Origin of the sequence: Bacillus sp. AFS041924 (assembly GCF_002577195.1) — a bacterium.
Classification (GTDB): Bacteria; Bacillota; Bacilli; order Bacillales; family Bacillaceae_G; genus Gottfriedia.
This window is the reverse complement of sequence record NZ_NULG01000012.1, coordinates 1-21,168: the sequence shown is the minus strand read 5'-3', so window position 1 is coordinate 21,168 and position 21,168 is coordinate 1. Positions and strand designations below refer to the sequence as shown.

Annotated in this window: 21 protein-coding genes and 1 other annotated feature; of the genes, 18 read left to right on the top strand and 3 right to left on the bottom strand. The window is 32.7% G+C overall.

The features are described 5' to 3' along the window. Positions 1-22: 22 nt before the first annotated feature. On the bottom strand, positions 23-487 hold the full coding sequence (locus tag COC46_RS04335) for a phage tail protein (RefSeq protein WP_098808528.1): 465 nt from the start codon (positions 485-487) through the stop codon (positions 23-25). A gap of 311 nt (positions 488-798) precedes the next feature. On the opposite strand from COC46_RS04335, the gene COC46_RS04330 reads away from it, so the two are divergent. The 17 genes from COC46_RS04330 (at position 799) to rplT (ending at position 17,479) form a co-directional block, all read left to right on the top strand. Further along, entirely contained in the window at positions 799-1,269 is a 471-nt protein-coding gene (locus COC46_RS04330; RefSeq protein WP_098808527.1) for a MaoC/PaaZ C-terminal domain-containing protein, read from the top strand. Positions 1,270-1,491: 222 nt separating this feature from the next. Continuing rightward, positions 1,492-2,208: a response regulator transcription factor gene (locus COC46_RS04325; protein WP_098808526.1), complete on the top strand. Its 717-nt coding sequence runs from the start codon at positions 1,492-1,494 to the stop codon at positions 2,206-2,208. Then, entirely contained in the window at positions 2,201-3,955 is a 1,755-nt protein-coding gene (gene pnpS, locus COC46_RS04320; RefSeq protein ID WP_098808525.1) for a two-component system histidine kinase PnpS, read from the top strand. Before COC46_RS04325 ends, pnpS begins: the two co-directional genes overlap by 8 nt. Positions 3,956-4,335: 380 nt before the next feature. After that, positions 4,336-4,515 (top strand): DUF4177 domain-containing protein, encoded by a 180-nt coding sequence (locus COC46_RS04315; protein ID WP_098808524.1) that lies wholly within the window; start codon positions 4,336-4,338, stop codon positions 4,513-4,515. A 232-nt stretch (positions 4,516-4,747) separates the two neighbouring features. Continuing rightward, positions 4,748-7,372 (top strand): DNA polymerase I, encoded by a 2,625-nt coding sequence (polA, locus tag COC46_RS04310; RefSeq protein ID WP_098808523.1) that lies wholly within the window; start codon positions 4,748-4,750, stop codon positions 7,370-7,372. Positions 7,373-7,391: 19 nt separating this feature from the next. Then, entirely contained in the window at positions 7,392-8,225 is an 834-nt protein-coding gene (gene mutM / locus COC46_RS04305; RefSeq protein ID WP_098808522.1) for a DNA-formamidopyrimidine glycosylase, read from the top strand. A gap of 58 nt (positions 8,226-8,283) precedes the next feature. Further along, the gene (ytaF, locus tag COC46_RS04300; RefSeq protein WP_098808521.1) at positions 8,284-8,934 is read left to right on the top strand and encodes a sporulation membrane protein YtaF; all 651 of its coding nucleotides are present in this window, start codon (positions 8,284-8,286) and stop codon (positions 8,932-8,934) included. Positions 8,935-9,010: 76 nt separating this feature from the next. Beyond that, positions 9,011-9,604 (top strand): dephospho-CoA kinase, encoded by a 594-nt coding sequence (gene coaE, locus COC46_RS04295; RefSeq protein WP_098808520.1) that lies wholly within the window; start codon positions 9,011-9,013, stop codon positions 9,602-9,604. A gap of 96 nt (positions 9,605-9,700) precedes the next feature. After that, positions 9,701-10,720: a glyceraldehyde-3-phosphate dehydrogenase gene (locus COC46_RS04290; RefSeq protein WP_098808519.1), complete on the top strand. Its 1,020-nt coding sequence runs from the start codon at positions 9,701-9,703 to the stop codon at positions 10,718-10,720. 681 nt (positions 10,721-11,401) lie between these two features. Next, positions 11,402-11,788 (top strand): adenosylmethionine decarboxylase, encoded by a 387-nt coding sequence (speD, locus tag COC46_RS04285; RefSeq protein ID WP_088068549.1) that lies wholly within the window; start codon positions 11,402-11,404, stop codon positions 11,786-11,788. A 385-nt stretch (positions 11,789-12,173) separates the two neighbouring features. Beyond that, complete coding sequence (gene nrdR / locus COC46_RS04280) at positions 12,174-12,644, top strand: transcriptional regulator NrdR (protein WP_098808518.1); 471 nt, start codon at positions 12,174-12,176, stop codon at positions 12,642-12,644. A gap of 37 nt (positions 12,645-12,681) precedes the next feature. Further along, on the top strand, positions 12,682-14,124 hold the full coding sequence (locus tag COC46_RS04275; RefSeq protein WP_098808517.1) for a replication initiation and membrane attachment family protein: 1,443 nt from the start codon (positions 12,682-12,684) through the stop codon (positions 14,122-14,124). A 14-nt stretch (positions 14,125-14,138) separates the two neighbouring features. Then, on the top strand, positions 14,139-15,074 hold the full coding sequence (gene dnaI, locus COC46_RS04270) for a primosomal protein DnaI (protein ID WP_098808516.1): 936 nt from the start codon (positions 14,139-14,141) through the stop codon (positions 15,072-15,074). A gap of 111 nt (positions 15,075-15,185) precedes the next feature. Continuing rightward, complete coding sequence (gene ytxC, locus COC46_RS04265; RefSeq protein WP_098808515.1) at positions 15,186-16,019, top strand: sporulation protein YtxC; 834 nt, start codon at positions 15,186-15,188, stop codon at positions 16,017-16,019. A gap of 132 nt (positions 16,020-16,151) precedes the next feature. Then, positions 16,152-16,278, top strand: a sequence feature (ribosomal protein L20 leader region). A gap of 74 nt (positions 16,279-16,352) precedes the next feature. Then, positions 16,353-16,856: a translation initiation factor IF-3 gene (gene infC / locus COC46_RS04260; protein ID WP_069034593.1), complete on the top strand. Its 504-nt coding sequence runs from the start codon at positions 16,353-16,355 to the stop codon at positions 16,854-16,856. 23 nt (positions 16,857-16,879) lie between these two features. Continuing rightward, complete coding sequence (gene rpmI / locus COC46_RS04255; protein WP_025568429.1) at positions 16,880-17,080, top strand: 50S ribosomal protein L35; 201 nt, start codon at positions 16,880-16,882, stop codon at positions 17,078-17,080. Positions 17,081-17,122: 42 nt separating this feature from the next. Then, the gene (gene rplT, locus COC46_RS04250) at positions 17,123-17,479 is read left to right on the top strand and encodes a 50S ribosomal protein L20 (protein WP_025568430.1); all 357 of its coding nucleotides are present in this window, start codon (positions 17,123-17,125) and stop codon (positions 17,477-17,479) included. 48 nt (positions 17,480-17,527) lie between these two features. On the opposite strand, the gene COC46_RS04245 is transcribed toward rplT, so the two are convergent. Together COC46_RS04245 and COC46_RS04240 are read right to left on the bottom strand one after the other, a co-directional pair. Further along, complete coding sequence (locus tag COC46_RS04245) at positions 17,528-18,352, bottom strand: MBL fold metallo-hydrolase (RefSeq protein WP_098808513.1); 825 nt, start codon at positions 18,350-18,352, stop codon at positions 17,528-17,530. A 124-nt stretch (positions 18,353-18,476) separates the two neighbouring features. After that, positions 18,477-19,547 carry a nitric oxide synthase oxygenase gene (locus tag COC46_RS04240; protein ID WP_098808512.1) on the bottom strand — a complete coding sequence of 357 codons (1,071 nt, stop codon included), beginning with the start codon at positions 19,545-19,547 and terminating at the stop codon, positions 18,477-18,479. Positions 19,548-19,756: 209 nt separating this feature from the next. On the opposite strand from COC46_RS04240, the gene COC46_RS04235 reads away from it, so the two are divergent. Next, positions 19,757-20,848: a M42 family metallopeptidase gene (locus COC46_RS04235; RefSeq protein WP_369700014.1), complete on the top strand. Its 1,092-nt coding sequence runs from the start codon at positions 19,757-19,759 to the stop codon at positions 20,846-20,848. Positions 20,849-21,168 lie beyond the last annotated feature (320 nt).

Sequence of the window (21,168 nt, the reverse complement as noted above, 5' to 3'; positions counted from 1 at the left end):
ATGGCTTTGAACTCCAGGTTAATTAATATGCACCTTTAATGACAAAATACGAGCCACGAATTGTTCCAGCTAGTTTGGACTTCTGTCTAGCAAATTTAAACTTCTCTACTAACTCCTTTGGTATATCCATCCCATCAGAAAGTTTAAATCCAACTGCACGTTTTTTAGGGTCATCAACTGTATACATTACATTAACCGATAGTCCGTCTTCATAAAAGACATAAGTAAATTTTATATTTTCCACTTGAAAACGTGAAGTTTCTAAAGGTTTAGCTGCGAACTCGATATCGCGTTCTTCCTTCAAAATTCGGTGCACATAATCAAGCGTCTCTTGACTCTCGCCAGCAGGTACAACAGTAAATTCATGCTTGTACTTGTTCATAAAATAACGAGCTTCATTAGCACGTAAACCAGCAAGCGCATCTACTACAGGGGAAGATTCTAAACCAACCGTAGATACATCTTTAAAATCAACGATATATGACATTTGCTTCTCTCCTTTTCACCTTTGCTAACTTAAACTTTCTAATCTTCTAAATTATACCAAAAATATCCATTTGAATGACGATTTACGATATAAGTATATACAAGTTTTTTATGCAACAAACTCATGCAATGTTTGTTGAGATAGTAATTAAGGAAGAAGTATGGAATTATATCTACTATAAAGGGAAAATATATGATTAGACATGTATTGCGATTTTTTAAAAATTTTTTTGAAAAATTTTGCCGATATAGAAGGAAATTCGCTGTTGTTTATCGAATTTTTAAAATATTAAGATAAACAGGGGGTTTAATATGTTAACTAAAAAAGCAAAAATCGGACGAAAACTTGAAGATATTTCCATTGGAGAAAAGTTAATTGTAACAGAACATATTGATGAAAAACATATTTACTTATACCTGGCTTTAACAGGCGATACAAATCCTTTATATACACAATACAATTATGCGTCACAAACAAAATATAACAAACCGATTGTTCCAAGTTTTATTATTAGTGGATTAATTTCTGCAGCAGTTACAAAACACTTACCTGGACCAGGAAGTCACGTAATCAAAAAAGAACTTCAATTTGATCAGCATATATACCACAATGAAACAATTTCAATTCATTTTGAAATTGTTGATATTCATTCAGAGCTAAATGAAGTAACGATTAATGTAAGCGTTTTAAATAAGACGCAAACTGAAATCGCAAATGGGAAACTAGTTGTTATTCCACCAACAGTAAATCAATCAAATGCTTTACTATATGAAAACTTTTAAAAGAATGTCGCGATGGCATTCTTTTTTTTGTTCACAAAAAACATGTTAATAATGTAAACGTACATCAAGTGAAGAATATATTAATTGACCTTCCTGTTTTTCTGATTACTATTTAAGTTTTACGTCTGATAGAATTTCTAGTATGATTAAAAAGTAGATATAGATAAATAAATATGTGATTCAAATGGATGAGGGTTTAATTATGACCTGGAGGAATATGAAATGAGCAATAAAATTCTTGTAGTAGACGATGAAGAGCATATCTTAACCTTAATCAAATTTAATTTAGAACAAGCAGGCTTTCAAGTTGTTGCAGCTTCGGATGGAGAAGAAGGTTTACAAAAGGCTATAGAAGAAAAGCCGGAATTAATTGTTTTAGACTTAATGTTACCTAAAAAGGATGGTATGGAAGTATGTAAAGAATTAAGATTACAAAGAAATACTACGCCGATTTTAATGGTTACAGCAAAAGACGATGAATTTGATAAAGTTTTAGGACTTGAACTTGGTGCAGATGATTATATGACAAAGCCATTTAGCCCAAGAGAAGTTGTTGCGAGAGTTAAGGCGATATTAAGAAGAGCTAAGATTACTGAAACACCGGTACAATCAAATGACGATACTGACACACTAATCATAGCAGATTTAAAAATTTTGCCTGAATACTATGAAGCATATTTCCAAGGTGAAAAACTAGAATTAACACCTAAGGAATTTGAGTTATTATTATATTTAACTAAAAATAAAGGTAGAGTATTAACTCGAGATCAATTATTAAGCGCTGTTTGGAATTATGATTTTGCTGGAGATACTAGAATAGTTGACGTTCATATTAGTCATTTAAGAGAAAAAATAGAACTAGACTCGAAAAAACCAGTTTATATAAAAACAATTCGTGGATTAGGGTATAAATTAGAGGAACCAAGATTAAATGAGTAACCTAAATCGAAAATTGCTTTTTGGATTTTCTACAATTATTATCATTATTCTTGTGATTTTAGGAATTGTACTAGGACAAATTTTTAAATCGTTTTATCTGACAAATTATGATCAAAGGATTGAGCGAGAGACTAATTTAATTGCCTCTATAATGGAGACGAATACACCATTAACAAAGAATATATCTAATCAAACGTTAAAGAAAATATCAAAGGACTTAAATATAGATATTATATTATTTGATGATCGTTATAATCTTATCGCTAAATCTAGCAATGAAAATGTAGAATTAAATATCACATCAAAAAATTTAAAATCTTATTTAGATCGACTCGATAAATTAGAGAATGCTGCTAAATTTAAAGAAAAAGATTCTTCAGCTAAATATTACGGGAAGAAAATAACAGATCGACAAGGAAATAAGCAATTTTTAGTCATTGATTATTCAACTAAATCGATAAAAGAAGTGTACCGTAGTATTTGGATGTTATTATTTTCATTATTAGGTTTTGTTTTAATTGCAATTATTATTTTGCTGATACGATACTCGCATCAATTTTCGAAACCTATTGAGGATATTACACAAGTTGCTATTGAGTTATCAAAAGGGAATTATAAAGCTAGAACACTTACTGAAAGTAATGAATCGACGACAATGTTAAGTCAAGCAATGAACGTACTTGCAAAAAATCTTCAGGAAATGACGTCTCAGCAAGAAATGCAGCAAGATCGATTAAACACATTAATCCATAACATTGGTAGTGGTGTTGTTTTAATAAACAGTAGAGGACATGTAAATTTAATTAATAAAACATATCGAGAAACGTTCAAAGTTGATTCGAGAAGTATTTTAGGTGAACTTTATTATGATGCCTTTAAACATAAAGAAGTAATTGAAATTGTAGAAGAAATCTTTTTAAAGGAAATAAAAGTTAGAAAGCAAATTATTCTACCATTAACAATAGAAAGAAAACATTTTGAAATATATGGTGCACCAATTATTGGAATCAATCACGAGTGGAAAGGAATCGTTCTAGTTTTCCATGACATTAGTGAATTAAAGAAGTTAGAGCAGGTTCGAAAAGATTTTTTTGCAAATGTGTCTCATGAACTTAAGACACCGATTACATCTATTAAAGGTTTTACTGAAACACTTCTAGATGGAGCGATGGAAAATGAAGAACTGTGTAAAAACTTCTTATCGATCATTTTATCGGAAAGTGATCGAATGCAAACTCTAATCCAAGATTTGTTAGACCTTTCAAAAATTGAGCAACAGAATTTTAAATTAGATCTTGCAGAAGTCTCAGTAAAACAACTGATTGAAGATTTGCAGCAAATGCTTAATCAGAAAGCAGAAGAGAAGAATATAGATTTCAAATTTTATTTGAATAGTCCATTAGTTGTAACCGCCGATTCTTTAAGGCTTAAACAAGTGTTTATTAATTTAGTGGATAACGCAATTCATTACACTCCAGCTGGTGGCAAAGTTTTTATTACTGCCTCTGAGTCAGCAGATCATATTGTTGTTAAGGTAAATGACACTGGGGTTGGAATCGGAAAAGAAGATATTTCTCGTATTTTCGAACGTTTTTACCGAGTAGATAAAGCAAGAAGTAGGAACTCCGGAGGAACTGGCTTAGGACTAGCAATCGTAAAGCATCTTGTCGAAGCTCATAAAGGCAAAATCGAAGTAGAGAGCAAATTAGGCCATGGGACAACATTTATCGTAACGTTAAATAAATAGATTTCAATGTAACATTTACATTGATTTTACATTATGTTTATTTATCATTAATAAAAAATTGTTATAGTTATGTTGAAAACCCCTTCATCCAAGGAGTTGTCTTAAACCGGGAGTAGTTATACTTCCGGGATTTTTTTATGTCTTTTAAAGTTTTAATTTTTCTCAAAGGTGTCCATACTAGAGGATACATTTTTTATTAAATTGGCAGCGAGGAATCATACAAGACGTGGCAGGCAATTTTAGAAATAAAAAGAAAAGTGCAACTACGCCTCTGCCTAAATAATTTGTCAGTCGATGAGTTTTCTTTATTTGATCATATTACTTTTATAATTTTTGGGGAAATTATGAGTGTAGAGTCATACATCGGAGGGTGGTTATAGATGTACGAATACGAATCTGTAAAAGTTAATACTAAATCATCAAATCGACATTATTATGATGTTGTAGGGAACTATGCTAAAAGTGGCTGGCGTCTTCATCAGGTTGTAAACAATCAGCAAGCAATTGAAGGTGCAAGTGTTGAACTTATTTTTGAACGAGAAATATTCGATTTAGATTAATTATAGAGGTTGTCTTAGATTCATTCTTAAAAGTCATAAATTATTCAACTTTCAATTTGAGTGAATAAATACTTTTAAATGCCGAATCAAAGACGACCTCTTTTTCTTTTATCAATCGTTCATGTTAAAATATTAGAAGCAGGGAAATGAAGGAAAAAAATTAATTTTATTAAAAATTAAGACTTTATACATAAAAAGTAGAGTGAGATTTGTTATAGGAAGGGGATTTAATTTGAAGAAGAAATTAGTTTTGATTGATGGGAATAGTATTGCCTACAGGGCATTTTTTGCATTGCCTCTTTTGAGTAATGATAAGGGTGTCCATACAAATGCAATTTATGGATTTACGATGATGTTGATGAAGATTCTTGAAGACGAAAAGCCGAGTCATATGCTTGTTGCATTCGATGCAGGAAAAACTACATTTAGACATAGTACATTTAAAGAGTATAAAGGTGGAAGACAAAAGACTCCACCAGAGTTAAGTGAACAGTTTCCACTTGTTCGTCAGCTATTAGATACATATGGTATTGCGCGCTATGAATTAGAAAATTATGAAGCGGATGATATTATTGGTACAGTTGCAGGTCAAGCTTCTAAAGATGATTACGAAGTAAAGGTCATTTCTGGAGATCGAGATTTATTACAATTAGTTGATGATCGAATTACTGTAAGTATGACGAAAAAGGGTATTACTGAAGTTGAAGAATATACACCTGAAGCGATTCTTGAAAAGTATGAGATTACACCTGAGCAAATTATTGATATGAAAGGACTAATGGGTGATAAGTCTGATAATATTCCTGGTGTTCCTGGTATTGGAGAAAAGACTGCAATTAAGCTTTTAAAACAATTTCAAACTGTTGAAGGTCTTTATGAACAGATAGATGAAGTTAGTGGGGCAAAGCTTCTTCAAAATTTAAGTGAAAATAAAGAGCAAGCGTTAATGAGTAAGGAATTAGCTACGATTAATACAAATTCACCAATTGAACTCACGGTAAACGATACAATACTTCCGGAAGCTGATTTAAATAAAGTTGCGGAATTTTTTAAATCTCTTGGGTTTACCTCATTATTAGCTAAATTAGATGTCACAGAATCAGTTGAAGAACTAGAAGAGATTGAATATGAGGTACTAGATTCGATAGAGGAAAAACATTTAGCCGACTATTCAAGCTTAATCGTAGAAATGATCGGAGAAAATTATCATACAGAGGAAATCCAAGGATTTGGACTTTTGAACGAAAAAGGTCATTTCTTTATTCCAGCAAATGTAGGCTTAGAATCAGACTTATTTAAAAAATGGCTTGAAGATGAGAATGTTAACAAGAATGTATATGATGCAAAAGGTGCTTATGTCTCACTCAAGTGGAGAGGAATTAATTTAAATGGAGTCAATTTCGATCCGTTACTTGCTTCATATATATATGACCCTGCCCAGTCTAATAAAGAATTTGCGGATATAGTAAATGGTAAAATAGATTTTTCAATTCAAACTGCTGAATCAGTTTATGGTAAGGGCGCAAAACAAGCTAAACCATCACATGAAATTTTAGCAGAGTATATTGTTCGTAAAACAATTGCTATAAGCAAATTAAAAGAAACATTAGAAGAAACCTTACGAAAAAATAGTCAGTATGAACTATTAACAGAATTAGAATTACCATTAACTTTTATTTTAGGTGATATGGAATTTGAAGGCGTAACTGTTAGAGAAGACACACTTCGTACAATGGGTTCCGAGTTAGCAAATACTTTAAAACAACTTGAAGAAAATATATATGAATTGGCTGGAGAAAAATTCAATATTAATTCGCCTAAGCAATTAGGTGTAATATTATTTGAAAAATTAAATTTACCTTCTGGTAAGAAAACAAAAACAGGTTATTCAACTTCTGCTGATGTTCTTGAAAAGTTAGAGTCAGAGCATGAAATAATTCGATTAATTCTTCACTACCGTCAAGTTGGTAAATTAAACTCTACCTATGTAGAAGGGTTATTAAAAGTTATAAATGAATCAGATTCAAAAGTTCATACTCGTTTTAATCAAGTATTGGCACAAACAGGTCGTCTTAGCTCAATTGATCCTAATCTCCAAAATATTCCCATTCGTTTAGAAGAAGGTAGAAAAATTAGAAAAGCTTTTGTTGCTTCTAAAAAAGATTGGGTCATTTTTGCAGCGGATTATTCTCAAATTGAATTACGGGTATTAGCCCATATAGCACAAGATGATAATTTAATGGAAGCATTTAAAAATGATTTTGATGTTCATACTAAGACTGCAATGGATGTGTTCCATGTTAGTGCGGATGAAGTAACAAGTAATATGAGAAGACAAGCGAAAGCTGTTAACTTTGGAATCGTGTACGGTATTAGTGATTACGGATTATCACAAGGATTAGGCATTACAAGAAAAGAAGCAGCTAAATTTATTGAAAAATACTTTGCTAGTTTTCCAAAAGTAAAAGATTATATGTCAGACATTATTCAAAAAGCTAAGTTAGATGGATTTGTAAGTACAATCTTAAATAGACGTCGTTACATACCGGAGATTTCAAGCTCTAATTTCAATGTCCGCGGATTTGCCGAAAGAACAGCAATGAATACTCCAATTCAAGGTAGTGCAGCGGATATTATTAAAAAGGCAATGATTTTACTGGATGAACGTCTTAAAGCTGAAAAGCTTCAGGCAAAATTAATTTTACAAGTACACGATGAATTGATTTTAGAAGCTCCAAAAGAAGAATTAGCTACTTTAGAAAAAATCGTACCTGAAGTAATGGAACATGCAGTTGAATTACTAGTGCCATTAAAGGTTGATTATAATTTTGGGGAGTCTTGGTTTGAAGCAAAATAAAAAGATAGGATGACTTCGTATGCCTGAATTACCAGAAGTTGAAACGGTTAGACGTACTTTACTTGGTTTAGTAGTAGGGAAAACAATCTCAACAGTAATCGTTTCGTGGGGAAAAATAATTAAAAAACCTAATGAAGTAGATGAGTTTCAGATTTTACTTAAAGGTCAGAAAATCGAAAATATAAATCGCCGGGGTAAGTTTCTACTATTCCAACTAAATGATTTTACACTTGTTTCACATTTAAGAATGGAAGGGAAATTTCGCGTTTTCCCAACCGAAGAACCTGTTGCACCTCATACCCATGTACGATTTTTATTTGATGATGGCACAGAATTACGTTATCAAGATGTTCGTAAATTCGGCACAATGCATTTATTTATTAAAGGTGAAGAGAATGAAGGACCACCGCTTGCTAAACTAGGCCCAGAACCATTTTCTGATGAGTTTACTGCCAATTATTTGGGGGAAAAGCTTAAAAATACAAATCGAAAAATTAAAGTCGTGTTACTAGATCAGAATTTAGTAGTTGGTTTAGGCAATATTTATGTTGATGAGGTTTTGTTTAGGTCTAAGATTCATCCAGAAACACCTGCATCGTCATTAAAGCCAGAACAAATAAAATTGTTAGCCAAAACAATCACAGAAACTTTACAAGAAGCTGTAGATTTAGGCGGAAGCACAATTCGTTCTTATGTAAATTCTCAAGGGAAAGTTGGAACTTTTCAAGATATCATTAAAGTGTATGGTCGAAAGGATTTAGAATGTCATAATTGCGGCCAACCAATCGAAAAAATAAAAGTAGGTGGCAGGGGAACTTCTTATTGCCCGGTCTGTCAGCCTAAAAAAAATTAACATAAGGTTCCTTTCTTTCATACTATAACGAGAGTACGAAAGAGAGGAGCCTATTTTTATGGTAAATATGCTATCATTAATACTACTAGCATGCGCGCTAAGCTTAGATAGCTGCAGTGTTGGATTTACTTATGGACTTCGAAAAGTAAGAATTCCTTTAAAATCAATTATTACAATTGCATCTTGTTCAGGGATCATACTAATGACATCAATGGGCATTGGGCATGCAATTACAGACTTTTTCTCACCAGGCATAGCGAAAAAAATCGGAGGATTTGTACTTGTATGTATAGGTTTATGGGTACTTTTTCAATTTTACCGATCGAATAAAAGTGCAAATTCAACAATAGAAGAGAAAAATGAGTTAGAAGATAAAGGGATTGACTGGGAATTTGAAATTCTTGGTGTAGTTATAAAAATACTAAAGAAGCCTACAACTGCAGACATAGATCGTTCAGGGAGTATTAATGGATTAGAAGCAATGTTACTTGGCTTTGCACTTTCACTTGATGCCTTTGGGGCTGGTATAGGTGCATCATTACTTGGATTTTCTCCATTATTGACAGCGTTAGTAACATCAACTGCAAGTGCTTTATTCTTATTATTTGGTATGAAATTAGGAAATGTGTTATCGAAAACATTATGGCTTCAAAAGTTAACCTTTTTACCAGGTGTTTTTTTAATTTTAATTGGATTAATGAAGATGTAATATATAAAGTGAAAGAGTGTATCCGAATGGAAGTTATTCCATTTGGACCTCTTCATCGAATGTGAGGAGTAAAAACATGGGTAAAATTTTTGGACTAACTGGTAGCATTGCAAGTGGAAAAAGTACAGTTTCTAGTTTCTTAAAGGAACTAAATATACCAATTATTGATGCAGACTTAATTGCAAAAGAGGTTGTTGAAATTGGACAACCTGCTTATAAAAACATTGTTGAAGCTTTCGGAAGTGAGATTCTTTTAGAGTCTGGTGAAATTAATAGACCGCTTCTCGGGAGTATTATTTTTAATAATAAAGAAAAGCGCTTACAATTAAATGACATCGTACATCCGGAAGTAAGACGAGAAATGAAGGAACAAGCAGATCGATACATAAATCAAGGTGAACAGCTTGTTATTTTAGATATACCACTTTTATATGAAGGTAATTCGATTGAGTTGGTGGAGAAAGTTATCGTAGTGACAGTATCAGAAGAAAATCAACTAAAACGTTTGATGGCTCGAAATGAATTATCGAAAGAGGATGCACTTTTGCGTATAGCATCTCAAATACCTGTAAAGGAAAAAGCAGCAAGAGCTGACTATGTAATTGATAACAATGGTGACTTTAAGGATACAAAAAGACAAGTAATAGACCTATTAAATAAAATTATTTAATAAAATAATGTAAATAGTTTAACCAAAATCCGAGTTATGTGTTATACTAATTGCAGGGATATAAATAAACAGTATAACTTAATTGGGGGTTTACTTATGGTAAATGTAGCAATAAATGGATTTGGTCGAATTGGACGCATGGTTTTCCGTCAAGCAATCAAAAATGGAGATTATAATATCGTAGCAATTAATGCAAGCTATCCTTCTGAAACTTTAGCGCACTTAATTAAATATGACACAGTACATGGCAAATTTGATGGAGAAGTAATTGCAAATGCAGATCATTTAATCGTTGATGGTAAGCGTGTGGAATTAATTAGTGAAAGAAATCCAGAGTTACTTCCATGGAACGAGCTAAATGTTGATATAGTTATTGAAGCAACAGGTAAATTTAATGATGCTGAGAAAGCAAAAATGCACATTACTGCTGGTGCTCAAAAAGTAATTTTAACAGCGCCTGGTAAAAATGAAGATATTACAGTAGTAATTGGAGTAAATGATGATAAATTAGACCTAGAAAAACATCATATTATTTCAAATGCATCTTGTACAACTAACTGTTTAGCGCCAGTTGTGAAAGTATTAGATGAACAATTTGGTATTGTTAATGGTTTAATGACAACAGTTCATTCATTTACAAATGATCAAAAAAATATCGATAATCCACACAAAGATTTACGTCGTGCACGTGCTTGCAGTCAGTCAATTATTCCAACAACTACTGGTGCAGCAAAAGCATTATCTAAAGTACTTCCACATTTAAACGGAAAGTTACATGGTATGGCATTACGTGTTCCAACTCCAAACGTGTCTCTTGTAGACTTAGTTGTTGATTTAAAGAGAGAAGTTACTGTTGAAGAGATTAATGAAGTATTTGAAACAGCAACTAAAGGTTCAATGAACGGAATTATCGAATATTGCAATGAACCATTAGTATCAATTGATTTTAATACAAATACGCACTCTGCAATTATTGATGCTCTTTCTACAATGGTAATCGATGGTACTAAAGTTAAAGTATTAGCTTGGTATGATAATGAGTGGGGCTACTCAAGACGCGTAGTTGACTTAGTGTCAATCGTTGCATCAAAAATAAAAAAGCTTGAAACAGTTTAAAAATTAAAAAATAGTACGCTACTTATAAAATTATGTAAACGAATACAATAGGCTAACTAGTTTATCTAGTTAGTCTTTTTGAAGTTGTATGATAAATAAAAGTGTCATACTAATGATTGATGGTGCAAAAAAAAATAGATGTCTTACTATCTATGAATGAAGAACTCCACTACAGGAGCTCGCTTTCCATGGGGCGAGATTTTTGAGCATCCTCGGCGCCTTTCGTTCCAATCAACTAGTCTGATCATAATCAAGTTTATTACTTATTTTATAGAGTCTGTGTTTAAAGTATATTTTGACTTGAAATCAAGATAAGTATGTTGGTTTTTGGGGAATCTTTAAAGATTTCTGTTTGTAAAAAATATCCCGAAACTTCTCTATCTTTTCTGCTCTTATTAACCTCTTTTTTGATTCTTTTTTAACCTTTAAATAATCGTTGCATCCAAGGACCTTTAATATTTTCCTGACCCATTTTCTTCACAATTAATCCAGTAAATAACAAAAAAATAAAATTTATCTTGCAATTCAAATTTAAAAAAAGTATACTAACTTTCGTGAACTTCTAAAAGTATAACTAACTACTTAAAGGGTTAGGACCTCTTTGGACTAACTTTCCCCCGTGGTAGTTGATCATACTTTCGCAATAGAAGTCATGACAAATTATTTAAGGGGGAAATGAATATGGATACTATGGGTCGTCACGTCATTTCAGAATTATGGGGATGCAATACAGAAAAATTAAATGATATGAAATTTATTGAGGAGACTTTTGTAGATGCTGCGTTACGCTCTGGTGCAGAAGTTCGTGAAGTTGCTTTTCACAAGTTCGCTCCTCATGGCGTTAGTGGTGTCGTAATCATTTCAGAATCACACTTAACTATTCACAGTTTTCCTGAGCATGGTTATGCAAGTATTGATGTTTACACTTGCGGTGATAGAATTGATCCGAATGTAGCTGCAAACTTTATCGCAGAGGCTTTAGAAGCTGATACTCGTGAAAACGTTGAGCTACCAAGAGGAATGGGTCCCATTCAAGTTAATAATGTAAAAGTTGTAAACGGTAACTAAAAAGAATTGAGAGAGGTGATTTTTCATCTCTCTTTTTTGTTTCACTTTAAGAAAGTATAAAATGGCAACGAAGAAGTTCATTCTCCGTGGTCGTGGTGGCCAATTTTAGGAATAAAGGATAAGTGGAACTACGCTTCTGTCTTCGCTTAAAGGCTCGCCAATCAGCGAGTAGTCTTAATCGAATAATGCGATTTTTACATAGTCTGTCGGAGAATGAACATGCTTTACATAGTGAAAGATATTTACGTTAACTAAATATTATAAAAGAAGAAAAATAGGTTATGTGACTTTTTTGAAATAAACTTTAGTTTATTTTGAATTTGTTATAGTATAGAGTTATAATAATACGTTTAAACAATTAAGTGTTTGGAGTTGAACTATAACGATGAGATGTCCAACATGTAACTTTAATGGGACAAGAGTACTTGATAGTAGGCCAGTTGATGAAGGCCGTTCAATTAGAAGAAGACGTGAATGTGAAGAATGTCAACATCGTTTTACAACTTTTGAGCGAGTTGAAGATAATCCTATTTTAGTTGTGAAAAAAGAGGGAGCTCGCGAAGAATTTAGTAAAGATAAGATGTTAAGGGGACTAATTAAAGCGTGTGAAAAACGTCCGGTTTCTTTATCTCAGCTAGAGGACATTATTAATAGCATTGAAAAAGAACTGAAAAATAGTGGAACATCAGAAGTTCCGAGTGAAGTTTTAGGTGAAATGGTCATGGAGCATTTATCTAAGGTTGATGAAGTTGCATACGTACGTTTTGCGTCCGTTTATCGTCAATTTAAAGATATTAATGTATTCATTGATGAATTAAAAGATTTAATTAACAAAGAGCGAGGTAAAGACGAATAATACTTCGCTCTTTTGATACAAGAAAGGAATGGTTTGAATGTCTATTGATAAGCAACATTGGATGGATGTTCTTCCTGCGGATCCTTATACTGTTATGGCAGCGGGGTATTTACATAATTTTCATAGACAAGTATTGACCATGTTATATCAACCAATAATTGGTAGTCAAGCTTTAAGTTTATATATGACGCTATGGAGTGAATGTGAGCAAACGGATCTCAATCCTAATACGTTAACACATCATTCTTTAATGCTTGGTATGAAAAGTAATTTAAAATCAATCTATGAACAAAGATTAATCCTTGAAGGAATCGGCTTACTTAAAGTTTATGAAGGATTTGAAAATAGTACAAAAAAGCTTCTATATGAGCTTCAATCTCCGCTAGATCCTCATTCTTTTTTCGAAGATCCTATTCTAAATATCTTTCTGTTTAAAACAATTGGAAAAACACAATATCAACGAACAAAAAACTTTTTTAGTAGACAAGCATTTTCGAAAGAAGGGTTTCGTGAGATATCGCGTTCATTTGATTCCGTATTTCAAACAATTACGATTGAGCAATTAAATGAAATACAACAAAGTACCGATCTTACTACACCAAATGAAAGTAGAATTTTACAAGAAAATCAGCCACTTAAAATATCTGTCAAAATGGAAGAGTTTGACTATGATTTATTTTTAGACGGACTTTCTGATTCGTTTGTTCCAAAAAGATCATTTACGTTAGAAGTGAAAGAAACCATTTTAAAGCTTGCATTTTTATATGGAATTAATCCAATTCAAATGAAAACAATTGTAATGCGTTCACTAAATGAAGAGAATAAAATTAATATTGAGACTCTTCGACTTGAAGCTAGAGATTGGTATCAATTCCAACATCATGAAGCATTGCCAACGATCGTTGAAAAAGTTCAACCAATTCAGCATAGACAAATGGTCAAGGAACAGCCATCGACCCAAGAAGAGAAATTAATTCATTGCTTTGAAACAATATCTCCTCGTCAATACTTAAAGGAGATTTCAGGCGGTGCTGAACCGAGTGAAGCTGATTTGAAGATTATTGAAGAAATCATGGTTGATCAAAAACTTCTTCCCGGTGTAGCTAATGTGTTAATTGACTACGTGATGATTCGTTTAGATAAAAAGCTTTCTAGAAATTACGTAATAAAGATCGCTAGCCATTGGGCTCGTAAAGGTGTAACAACAGTTAAGCAAGCGATGGAACTTGCCCGCAAAGAGTTTGAAGAAACTAAACAAAGTGCAACTGCTGCAAAAGCTCGTTCAAGTAATAGACGAAATAAATCAATTCGAACAGAGATTGTACCTGATTGGCTTCAATCACCGAATACAACAAATGATTCGAATGATTCACAGAATGCTCCAGCACCAAGTAAAACCAAAAATGATTCTTCAATTGATGAAGAACGAAAGCGATTAGAAAAAGAACTAGAAATGTTTAAAAATAAAAAGAAACGTTAGATGGGAGGACGCTAGTGGAACCAATTCAAAACGCATTTAGCGCATTAATGAAGAATAAACAATTCCAGGACACATTCCAAAAAATGCGACAAGAAGTCCGAAGTCACCCAAAAATTGTTTCATTTTTAAATGAGCATAAAAATGAAATTACGGATCAAATGATTGACAGTAGCTTAGTTAAGCTTTATGAGTATATTGGTCAAAGTGTAAATTGTGAAGAATGTCCATCTTTTAACGAATGCAAAAATATGGTGCATGGTTATCACCCTCATCTGATTATTCAAGGGAAGCGAATCGATGTTCAATATGATCGTTGTCCAAATGGAGTTAAAAATGATAAACGCAAAAAACATGAGTCATTGATTAAATGCATGTATTTACCAAAAGACGTACTTCAAGCTACCATGTCAAACTTGTCATTAGAAGATCCAGGTCGTTTTGAAGCAATTTCTGCTGCAAGACAGTTTATTATGGGTTATGAAAAAGGAAAAATGGCTCAAGGACTTTATTTACATGGTCCGTTTGGGGTTGGAAAAACTTATATACTTGGGGCTATAGCAAATGAATTAGCTGAAGTTGAAATAACTTCAATGCTCGTGTATCTACCAGAATTTTTACGTGAACTAAAAAGCTCGATTAGTGATGGAACGTTAGAGGAGAAAATTGAAGCTGTAAAAAAAGTGGAGATTCTTATGTTAGATGATATTGGCGCAGAACAAATGTCTAGTTGGGCAAGGGATGAAATATTAGGCACAATTCTTCAATATCGTATGCTTGAAAAACTGCCTACCTTCTTTACTTCTAATGCCGATTTAAGTCAATTAGAGCATCACTTAACATATTCTCAGCGTGGCGAAGAAGAAAGAGTTAAAGCAGCACGAATTGTAGATCGAGTTAAATTTTTAGCAAAACCAGTAAAGATTACTGGTTCAAATTTAAGACATTCTTAAAAAAAACAAAAAATGGCGTAAAATCACAAATAACTATGTGATTTTGCGTCATTTTTTAATTATTTCTTTAATATATATAGGACTAGGTGGTGCTAGAAAGGGGGGAACAGGGTGATTGAAATTTTTTTCAATGAACCCATTGATGCAGCTTATGTCTACGAACGATTACAAAAACGCTTAAAAAAGCAATCGAGACCATACTTTTTAAGAAGACACAAAATCAATTCAATTTTAATCACATTTCCTCAAAACACTGAAGATTTAATAAAAAGTATTTTAGTTCCGACACTAGTACAATTTATTTTACTTCAAAAAGAAGATAAATGGATCCAATCCATTCTACATACATCTTTTTTCTATGAGGAAGACGAACAAAGTCAAATCATACCTATTGCACAATCCTTATTAAGAGGAACTAGAAGAAGCATACCAAATCAGAAAAAAATTCGTAGAAGTAAGTATTTAGTATCATATGCACTTTCAGAGTATATAAAAGATGGAGTGAATTTTAGCTTTGATTCTTTTATAACATTTCGCTTGAAGGAATATTATAAACAGCTAGCCTATGTTTGTGAAATTGCAATAGATGAGTACAAATTAGAAAATGAATATCAAAATCTTATTGAGAATTTGAGACAGCAAGTTATTAAGACAGATGCACTTATACCCCATGTTCATATTGTCTATGATGGGAAGTTTAGCGTTTATGATCACCTATTCTTACCTCTTTCGAAAGATGTATTAAAAGAGTATGGAAACCGAGTGGAAAATAGGGAATATATGGATAACGAATTAATCGTGCCTTTAACGGCAATTGCTCCTAAAAGAATTCATTTATACACTTCATCAGTCGATATTTCTTTAATTATTACACTTCAAAATATCTTTCAAGAACGAGTCCTAATACATACATTACAAGAGTTTTCGCAGGAAAAATTGAAATGAAAATTTATAATAAAAAAAAGCATTGTCATAAATAAGTTTCTTTGATATAATAAATTTCGTTGCGAACAAAGCATACGAATATTGACAACCTCATGTCGCTATGTTATAGTAACGAAAGAAAAGAATACTTATTTGTTGAAGAAGAAGCACCCGCTTCTCACCTGGATGACGCTACATGCTGTTATCAGGTAACAGAATCATTAATTACTTTGATACTGTCAGTGTGGGTGTATTTATATGCCCACACTTTTTTGTTGGGTCTGGATTGCTTCAACGATACAAATTAAGATTATTCTTACAATACCTTGGAGGTGTTTTACTATTAGCAAAGACATGATGGTAAACGATGGAATTCGTGCTCGTGAAGTTCGATTAATTGGTCCTAACGGAGATCAACTTGGAATCAAGACAAAACAAGAGGCTCTTGAGTTAGCTTCGAATGTTAATCTTGATCTAGTGATGGTAGCACCAACGGCTAAACCACCTGTATGTCGTATTATGGACTACGGAAAATTCCGTTTTGAGCAACAAAAGAAAGACAAAGAGAGCCGTAAAAACCAAAAAATTATTAGCATGAAAGAAGTTCGTTTAAGTCCTACAATTGATGAACATGACTTTAACACAAAACTTCGTAATGCAATTAAGTTCTTAGAAAAAGGCGATAAAGTTAAAGCGTCTATCCGTTTCAAAGGACGCGCTATTACGCATAAGGAAATTGGACAACGAGTACTTGATCGTTTCTCAACTGCTTGTGCAGAAGTTGCAACTGTTGAGTCACATCCAAAAATGGATGGTCGTAGTATGTTCTTAGTCTTAGCACCTAAAAACGAAAAGTAATTTATTTGAGGAGGAAACACGATATGCCTAAAATGAAAACTCACCGTGGTTCAGCAAAACGTTTTAAAAAGACTGGATCTGGTAAATTAAAACGTGGTCGTGCATACACTAGCCACTTATTCGCTAACAAATCTACAAAAGCAAAACGTAAATTACGTAAAGCTTCATTAGTAAGTAAAGGCGATTTCAAACGTATCCGCTTTATGCTTACAAACATGAAATAAGAACGATAAACGTATTAGATAGATATCTAGGAGGGAAACAATATGCCAAGAGTTAAAGGCGGTACAGTTACACGCGCTCGTCGTAAAAAGGTTATTAAATTAGCAAAAGGTTATTACGGTTCTAAACATACATTATTCAAAGTTGCAAACCAACAAGTTATGAAATCATTAATGTATGCTTACCGTGACCGTCGTCAAAAGAAACGTGATTTCCGTAAATTATGGATCACTCGTATCAACGCGGCTGCTCGTATGAACGGACTTTCTTACAGCCGTTTAATGCACGGTTTAAAATTAGCTGGTATCGAAGTTAACCGTAAAATGTTAGCTGATCTAGCTGTAGCTGACGAAAAAGCATTTGCTGAATTAGCAAACGCTGCTAAAGCTAACTTAAAATAATTTCATAAAAAAAATCCTTAACATATGTTAAGGATTTTTTTTATGGACTTATTTAACTAAACTATATTCGTTTTTCATGCTTTTTACATTTGATTCATGACAAAATTTTGTGAAGGCAGATGGAAATAAAAATTCATTTTCTAATGAATTGATTTCTACCTCATTATTATTCTGTATTGCTTTTTGAAGTCTTCTTAAGTAATTTCTGCCTAATTCAATTCGATGAGCGATCTCTTCTTTATTTGATGAAACTTGGCCGTGACCTGGAATTAACAATGAAAGGTTAAACTTGCTAATCAGTTCTTCTGCCTTATCTAATGTATTATAATAACTTTTTACACTATCAAATACGATTGGAAGCTCAAAGTCAGATAGATAATCCCCTGTAATCCAAACTCCTAAATTTTCAATATAGAGAAATAAGCCGTCTTTCGTATGGCCTGGAGAATGGTAAAATGTTAATGTTGTCTGCCCGATTTTAATTTCCTGACCATCTTCACTGATAATCAAATCAACACTTGGAAACTCAATAGGTTCAACATGATGAATATAATTATCATTATAAAATTGTCGAATTTTTGATATTTTAATTTCTTTTTCGGGATGGTTATGTAAATTTTCACTTCCAATAGTTTTAGCATTTGGAAATGCGTTATAGCCAATAATGTGATCAAAATCTCCATGAGTAAAATATAAATAAATTGGACGGTCATTTTTAATGGATTCAACAAACTCTTTTATCTCATTTATTTCGTGAGGTAACCAAGTCGGGTCAACTACGATGATACAATCGTCAGTTGCTACAACAGTTGAGTTTGTTTGATACAAAGCACTTTGAAATACAGTAATATTGTCATTTTGATATAGAATCATTGAATTACTCCTTTAACTAATTATTGGAAAATTTTGCTGATACATAATATTGTATCAAATAAAACAAAAAACCTTAATGAATAGCTACAATTGAGACAGTTCAAAAAGGTTTGTTATTCAATGATTATTTTGGAAAGAAATTTGGCTTAATCGTATTATCATCATATCGCTTATGAAATATATGGGTTGTAGCAGGTGACATCGGAGGAATTAACCACTTCCAATTTCCGGTTAGATCTCGGCCGCATGCTTCTTCTTGTTTTTCAAATTGGAGAAATTGTTGTGAAGCAGAATGATGATCAACAATACTAACACCATTTTTTTTATAAGAATACAAAACAGCAATATTTAATTCAACTAGTGCACGATCTTTCCAAAGTGTACTATTTCTTTTTGTATCTAGGCCGATAATATTTGCTACTTTCGGAAGCAGATCATATCGAAATTCATCAGCAAAATTTCGAGCTCCAATTTCAGTGCCCATATACCATCCATTAAACGGTGCGGCACTATAAGATATTCCACCAATTTCTAGAATCATATCTGAAATCATTGGAACGGCATACCATTTTGCATTTAGAGAAGAAAAATCAAATTCAGGATGTTCAATTGGTACTTCAAGAATGATTTCATTTGGAATCGTGAAATATCTTGGTTCGTTATTATTTAAGGAATAAACAATGGGTAAAATATCGAAGTTCGTACCCTCCCCCTTCCAACCAAGCCTTTCACATTCCTTTGTAAACTTGATCGATTTTGGGTCGCCAATTATTCCATTTTCGGTTTCATAGCCAGCATAACGTAATAGCTGGTGATTATGGATATTTAGAGAATTGTTTGTTCCTAGATTCGCTTTAAAAATTGTAATTGTAGGTAAAATTTTACCCGAATTTGTTGCATATTTTATATGATGCAAGATTGCATGCTCTATACTTTTATCATCGTTAATATGGCGAGCATCTAAAACATGAAGTTTATCCCAAAATAGTCTACCGATACAGCGGTTACTGTTACGCCACGCCATTTTTGCACCATGCTCTAATTCTTCATATGTATGAGTGTAAGAACCAGTTTCTTGAATCTCGTGTTCAATACTTTTTAAACGGTTTTCTAACTGATCGGATTGATCGAGTTCTTTATAGCATTGTGATATAAATTGAATTGCTTCTTTATATAAAGCAGAAGTTGTTATCATATTAATCTCCAAATGGTAAATTTTTCTTATTAGCACTTTGTAAGCTTCATTATTATACCCCACAAATAATTGGGAGAAAATTAGTATAAAATTTATATGTTTTATTCATTAAGATAAGAGTGAATTGAAGAAAAGTCTAAAGATTTTGTCAAATGGAATACCAAAATGTATAATATTCTATGTACATAATCTTAATTAAAAAAGGATGGATGAGTTTGTCTACTTTAGATGCCAAGTTACAAATGTTAAAAGAATTAACGGATGCAAACGGCGTAGCTGGATTTGAACATGAACCACGTGAAGTAATGAGAAAATATATTACGCCACTTGCTGATGAGGTCGTAACAGATAATTTAGGTAGCTTAATTGCAGTTAAGACCGGTGATCCGAATGGTCCAAGAATTGAAGTTGCTGGACATCTTGATGAAGTTGGATTTATGGTTACACAAATTGATGATAAAGGATTTTTACGTTTTCAAACAATTGGTGGTTGGTGGTCACAAGTAATGCTTGCACAACGCGTTACCATTACAACAAAAGAAGGTAATATTACAGGAATTATTGGTTCTAAGCCGCCACATATTATGAGTGCAGAAGCAAGAAGAAAAGTTGTAGATATTAAGGATATGTTCATTGATATCGGTGCTTCAAGTAGAGAAGAAGCATTAGAATTTGGAGTTCGTCCTGGTGACCAAGTAGTTCCGTATTTTGAATTTCAAAAGATGAAAAATGAAAAATTATTATTAGCAAAAGCATGGGATAATCGAATCGGTTGTGCCATTGCAATAGATGTTTTAGAACAATTACAAGGTCAAGCACATCCTAATATTGTATTTGGAGTTGGAACTGTTCAAGAAGAAGTAGGACTTCGTGGTGCAAAAACATCTACATATAAAATTGAGCCAGATATTGGTTTTGCATTAGATGTTGGTGTTGCAGGAGATATGCCTGGAGTATCTGAAAGAGAAGCTCAAGGTAAATTAGGTAAAGGTCCACAAATCGTTTTATATGATGCATCAATGGTATCTCATAAAGATTTAAGAGAATTTGTTACAGGTGTAGCAGATGAAATGGGAATTCAGTATCAATATGAAGCAATGCCTGGTGGTGGAACTGATGCTGGTGCGATGCATCTTACTATGAAAGGTGTACCAGCATTAGCAATTACAATTCCAACAAGATATATTCATTCTCATGCTGGAATTCTGCATCGAGATGACTACGAAAATACGGTTAAATTAATCGTAGAAGTTATCAAACGATTAGATCGGGATACAGTTGAGCGATTAACATATAACTAAGAATAGGTTGCCCATAAGTCAGGTTAACTGATTTGTGGGCGCCTTTTTTTGTCACTTTGTGGAGCATTGGCTAAAGGGAGTATCAAGTTGCTCCTTAACAATCTGGTTTTAACATCATATCTGTAAAAAATAGCGACTTTTCCCCCATTATCTAAACCGCTTAAATAAAATTAAAGCAATTTTGCTACATTCCCATTTGAAAGTATCAATTTTTAAGTATTAATGCCTTAACCGGTATGGGTATTTATTTAACTTATTTGCGATTCTTGGGATTTTAATTGCTGTTTTCTATTTTTATTAGCGATTCTCTAATATTAATT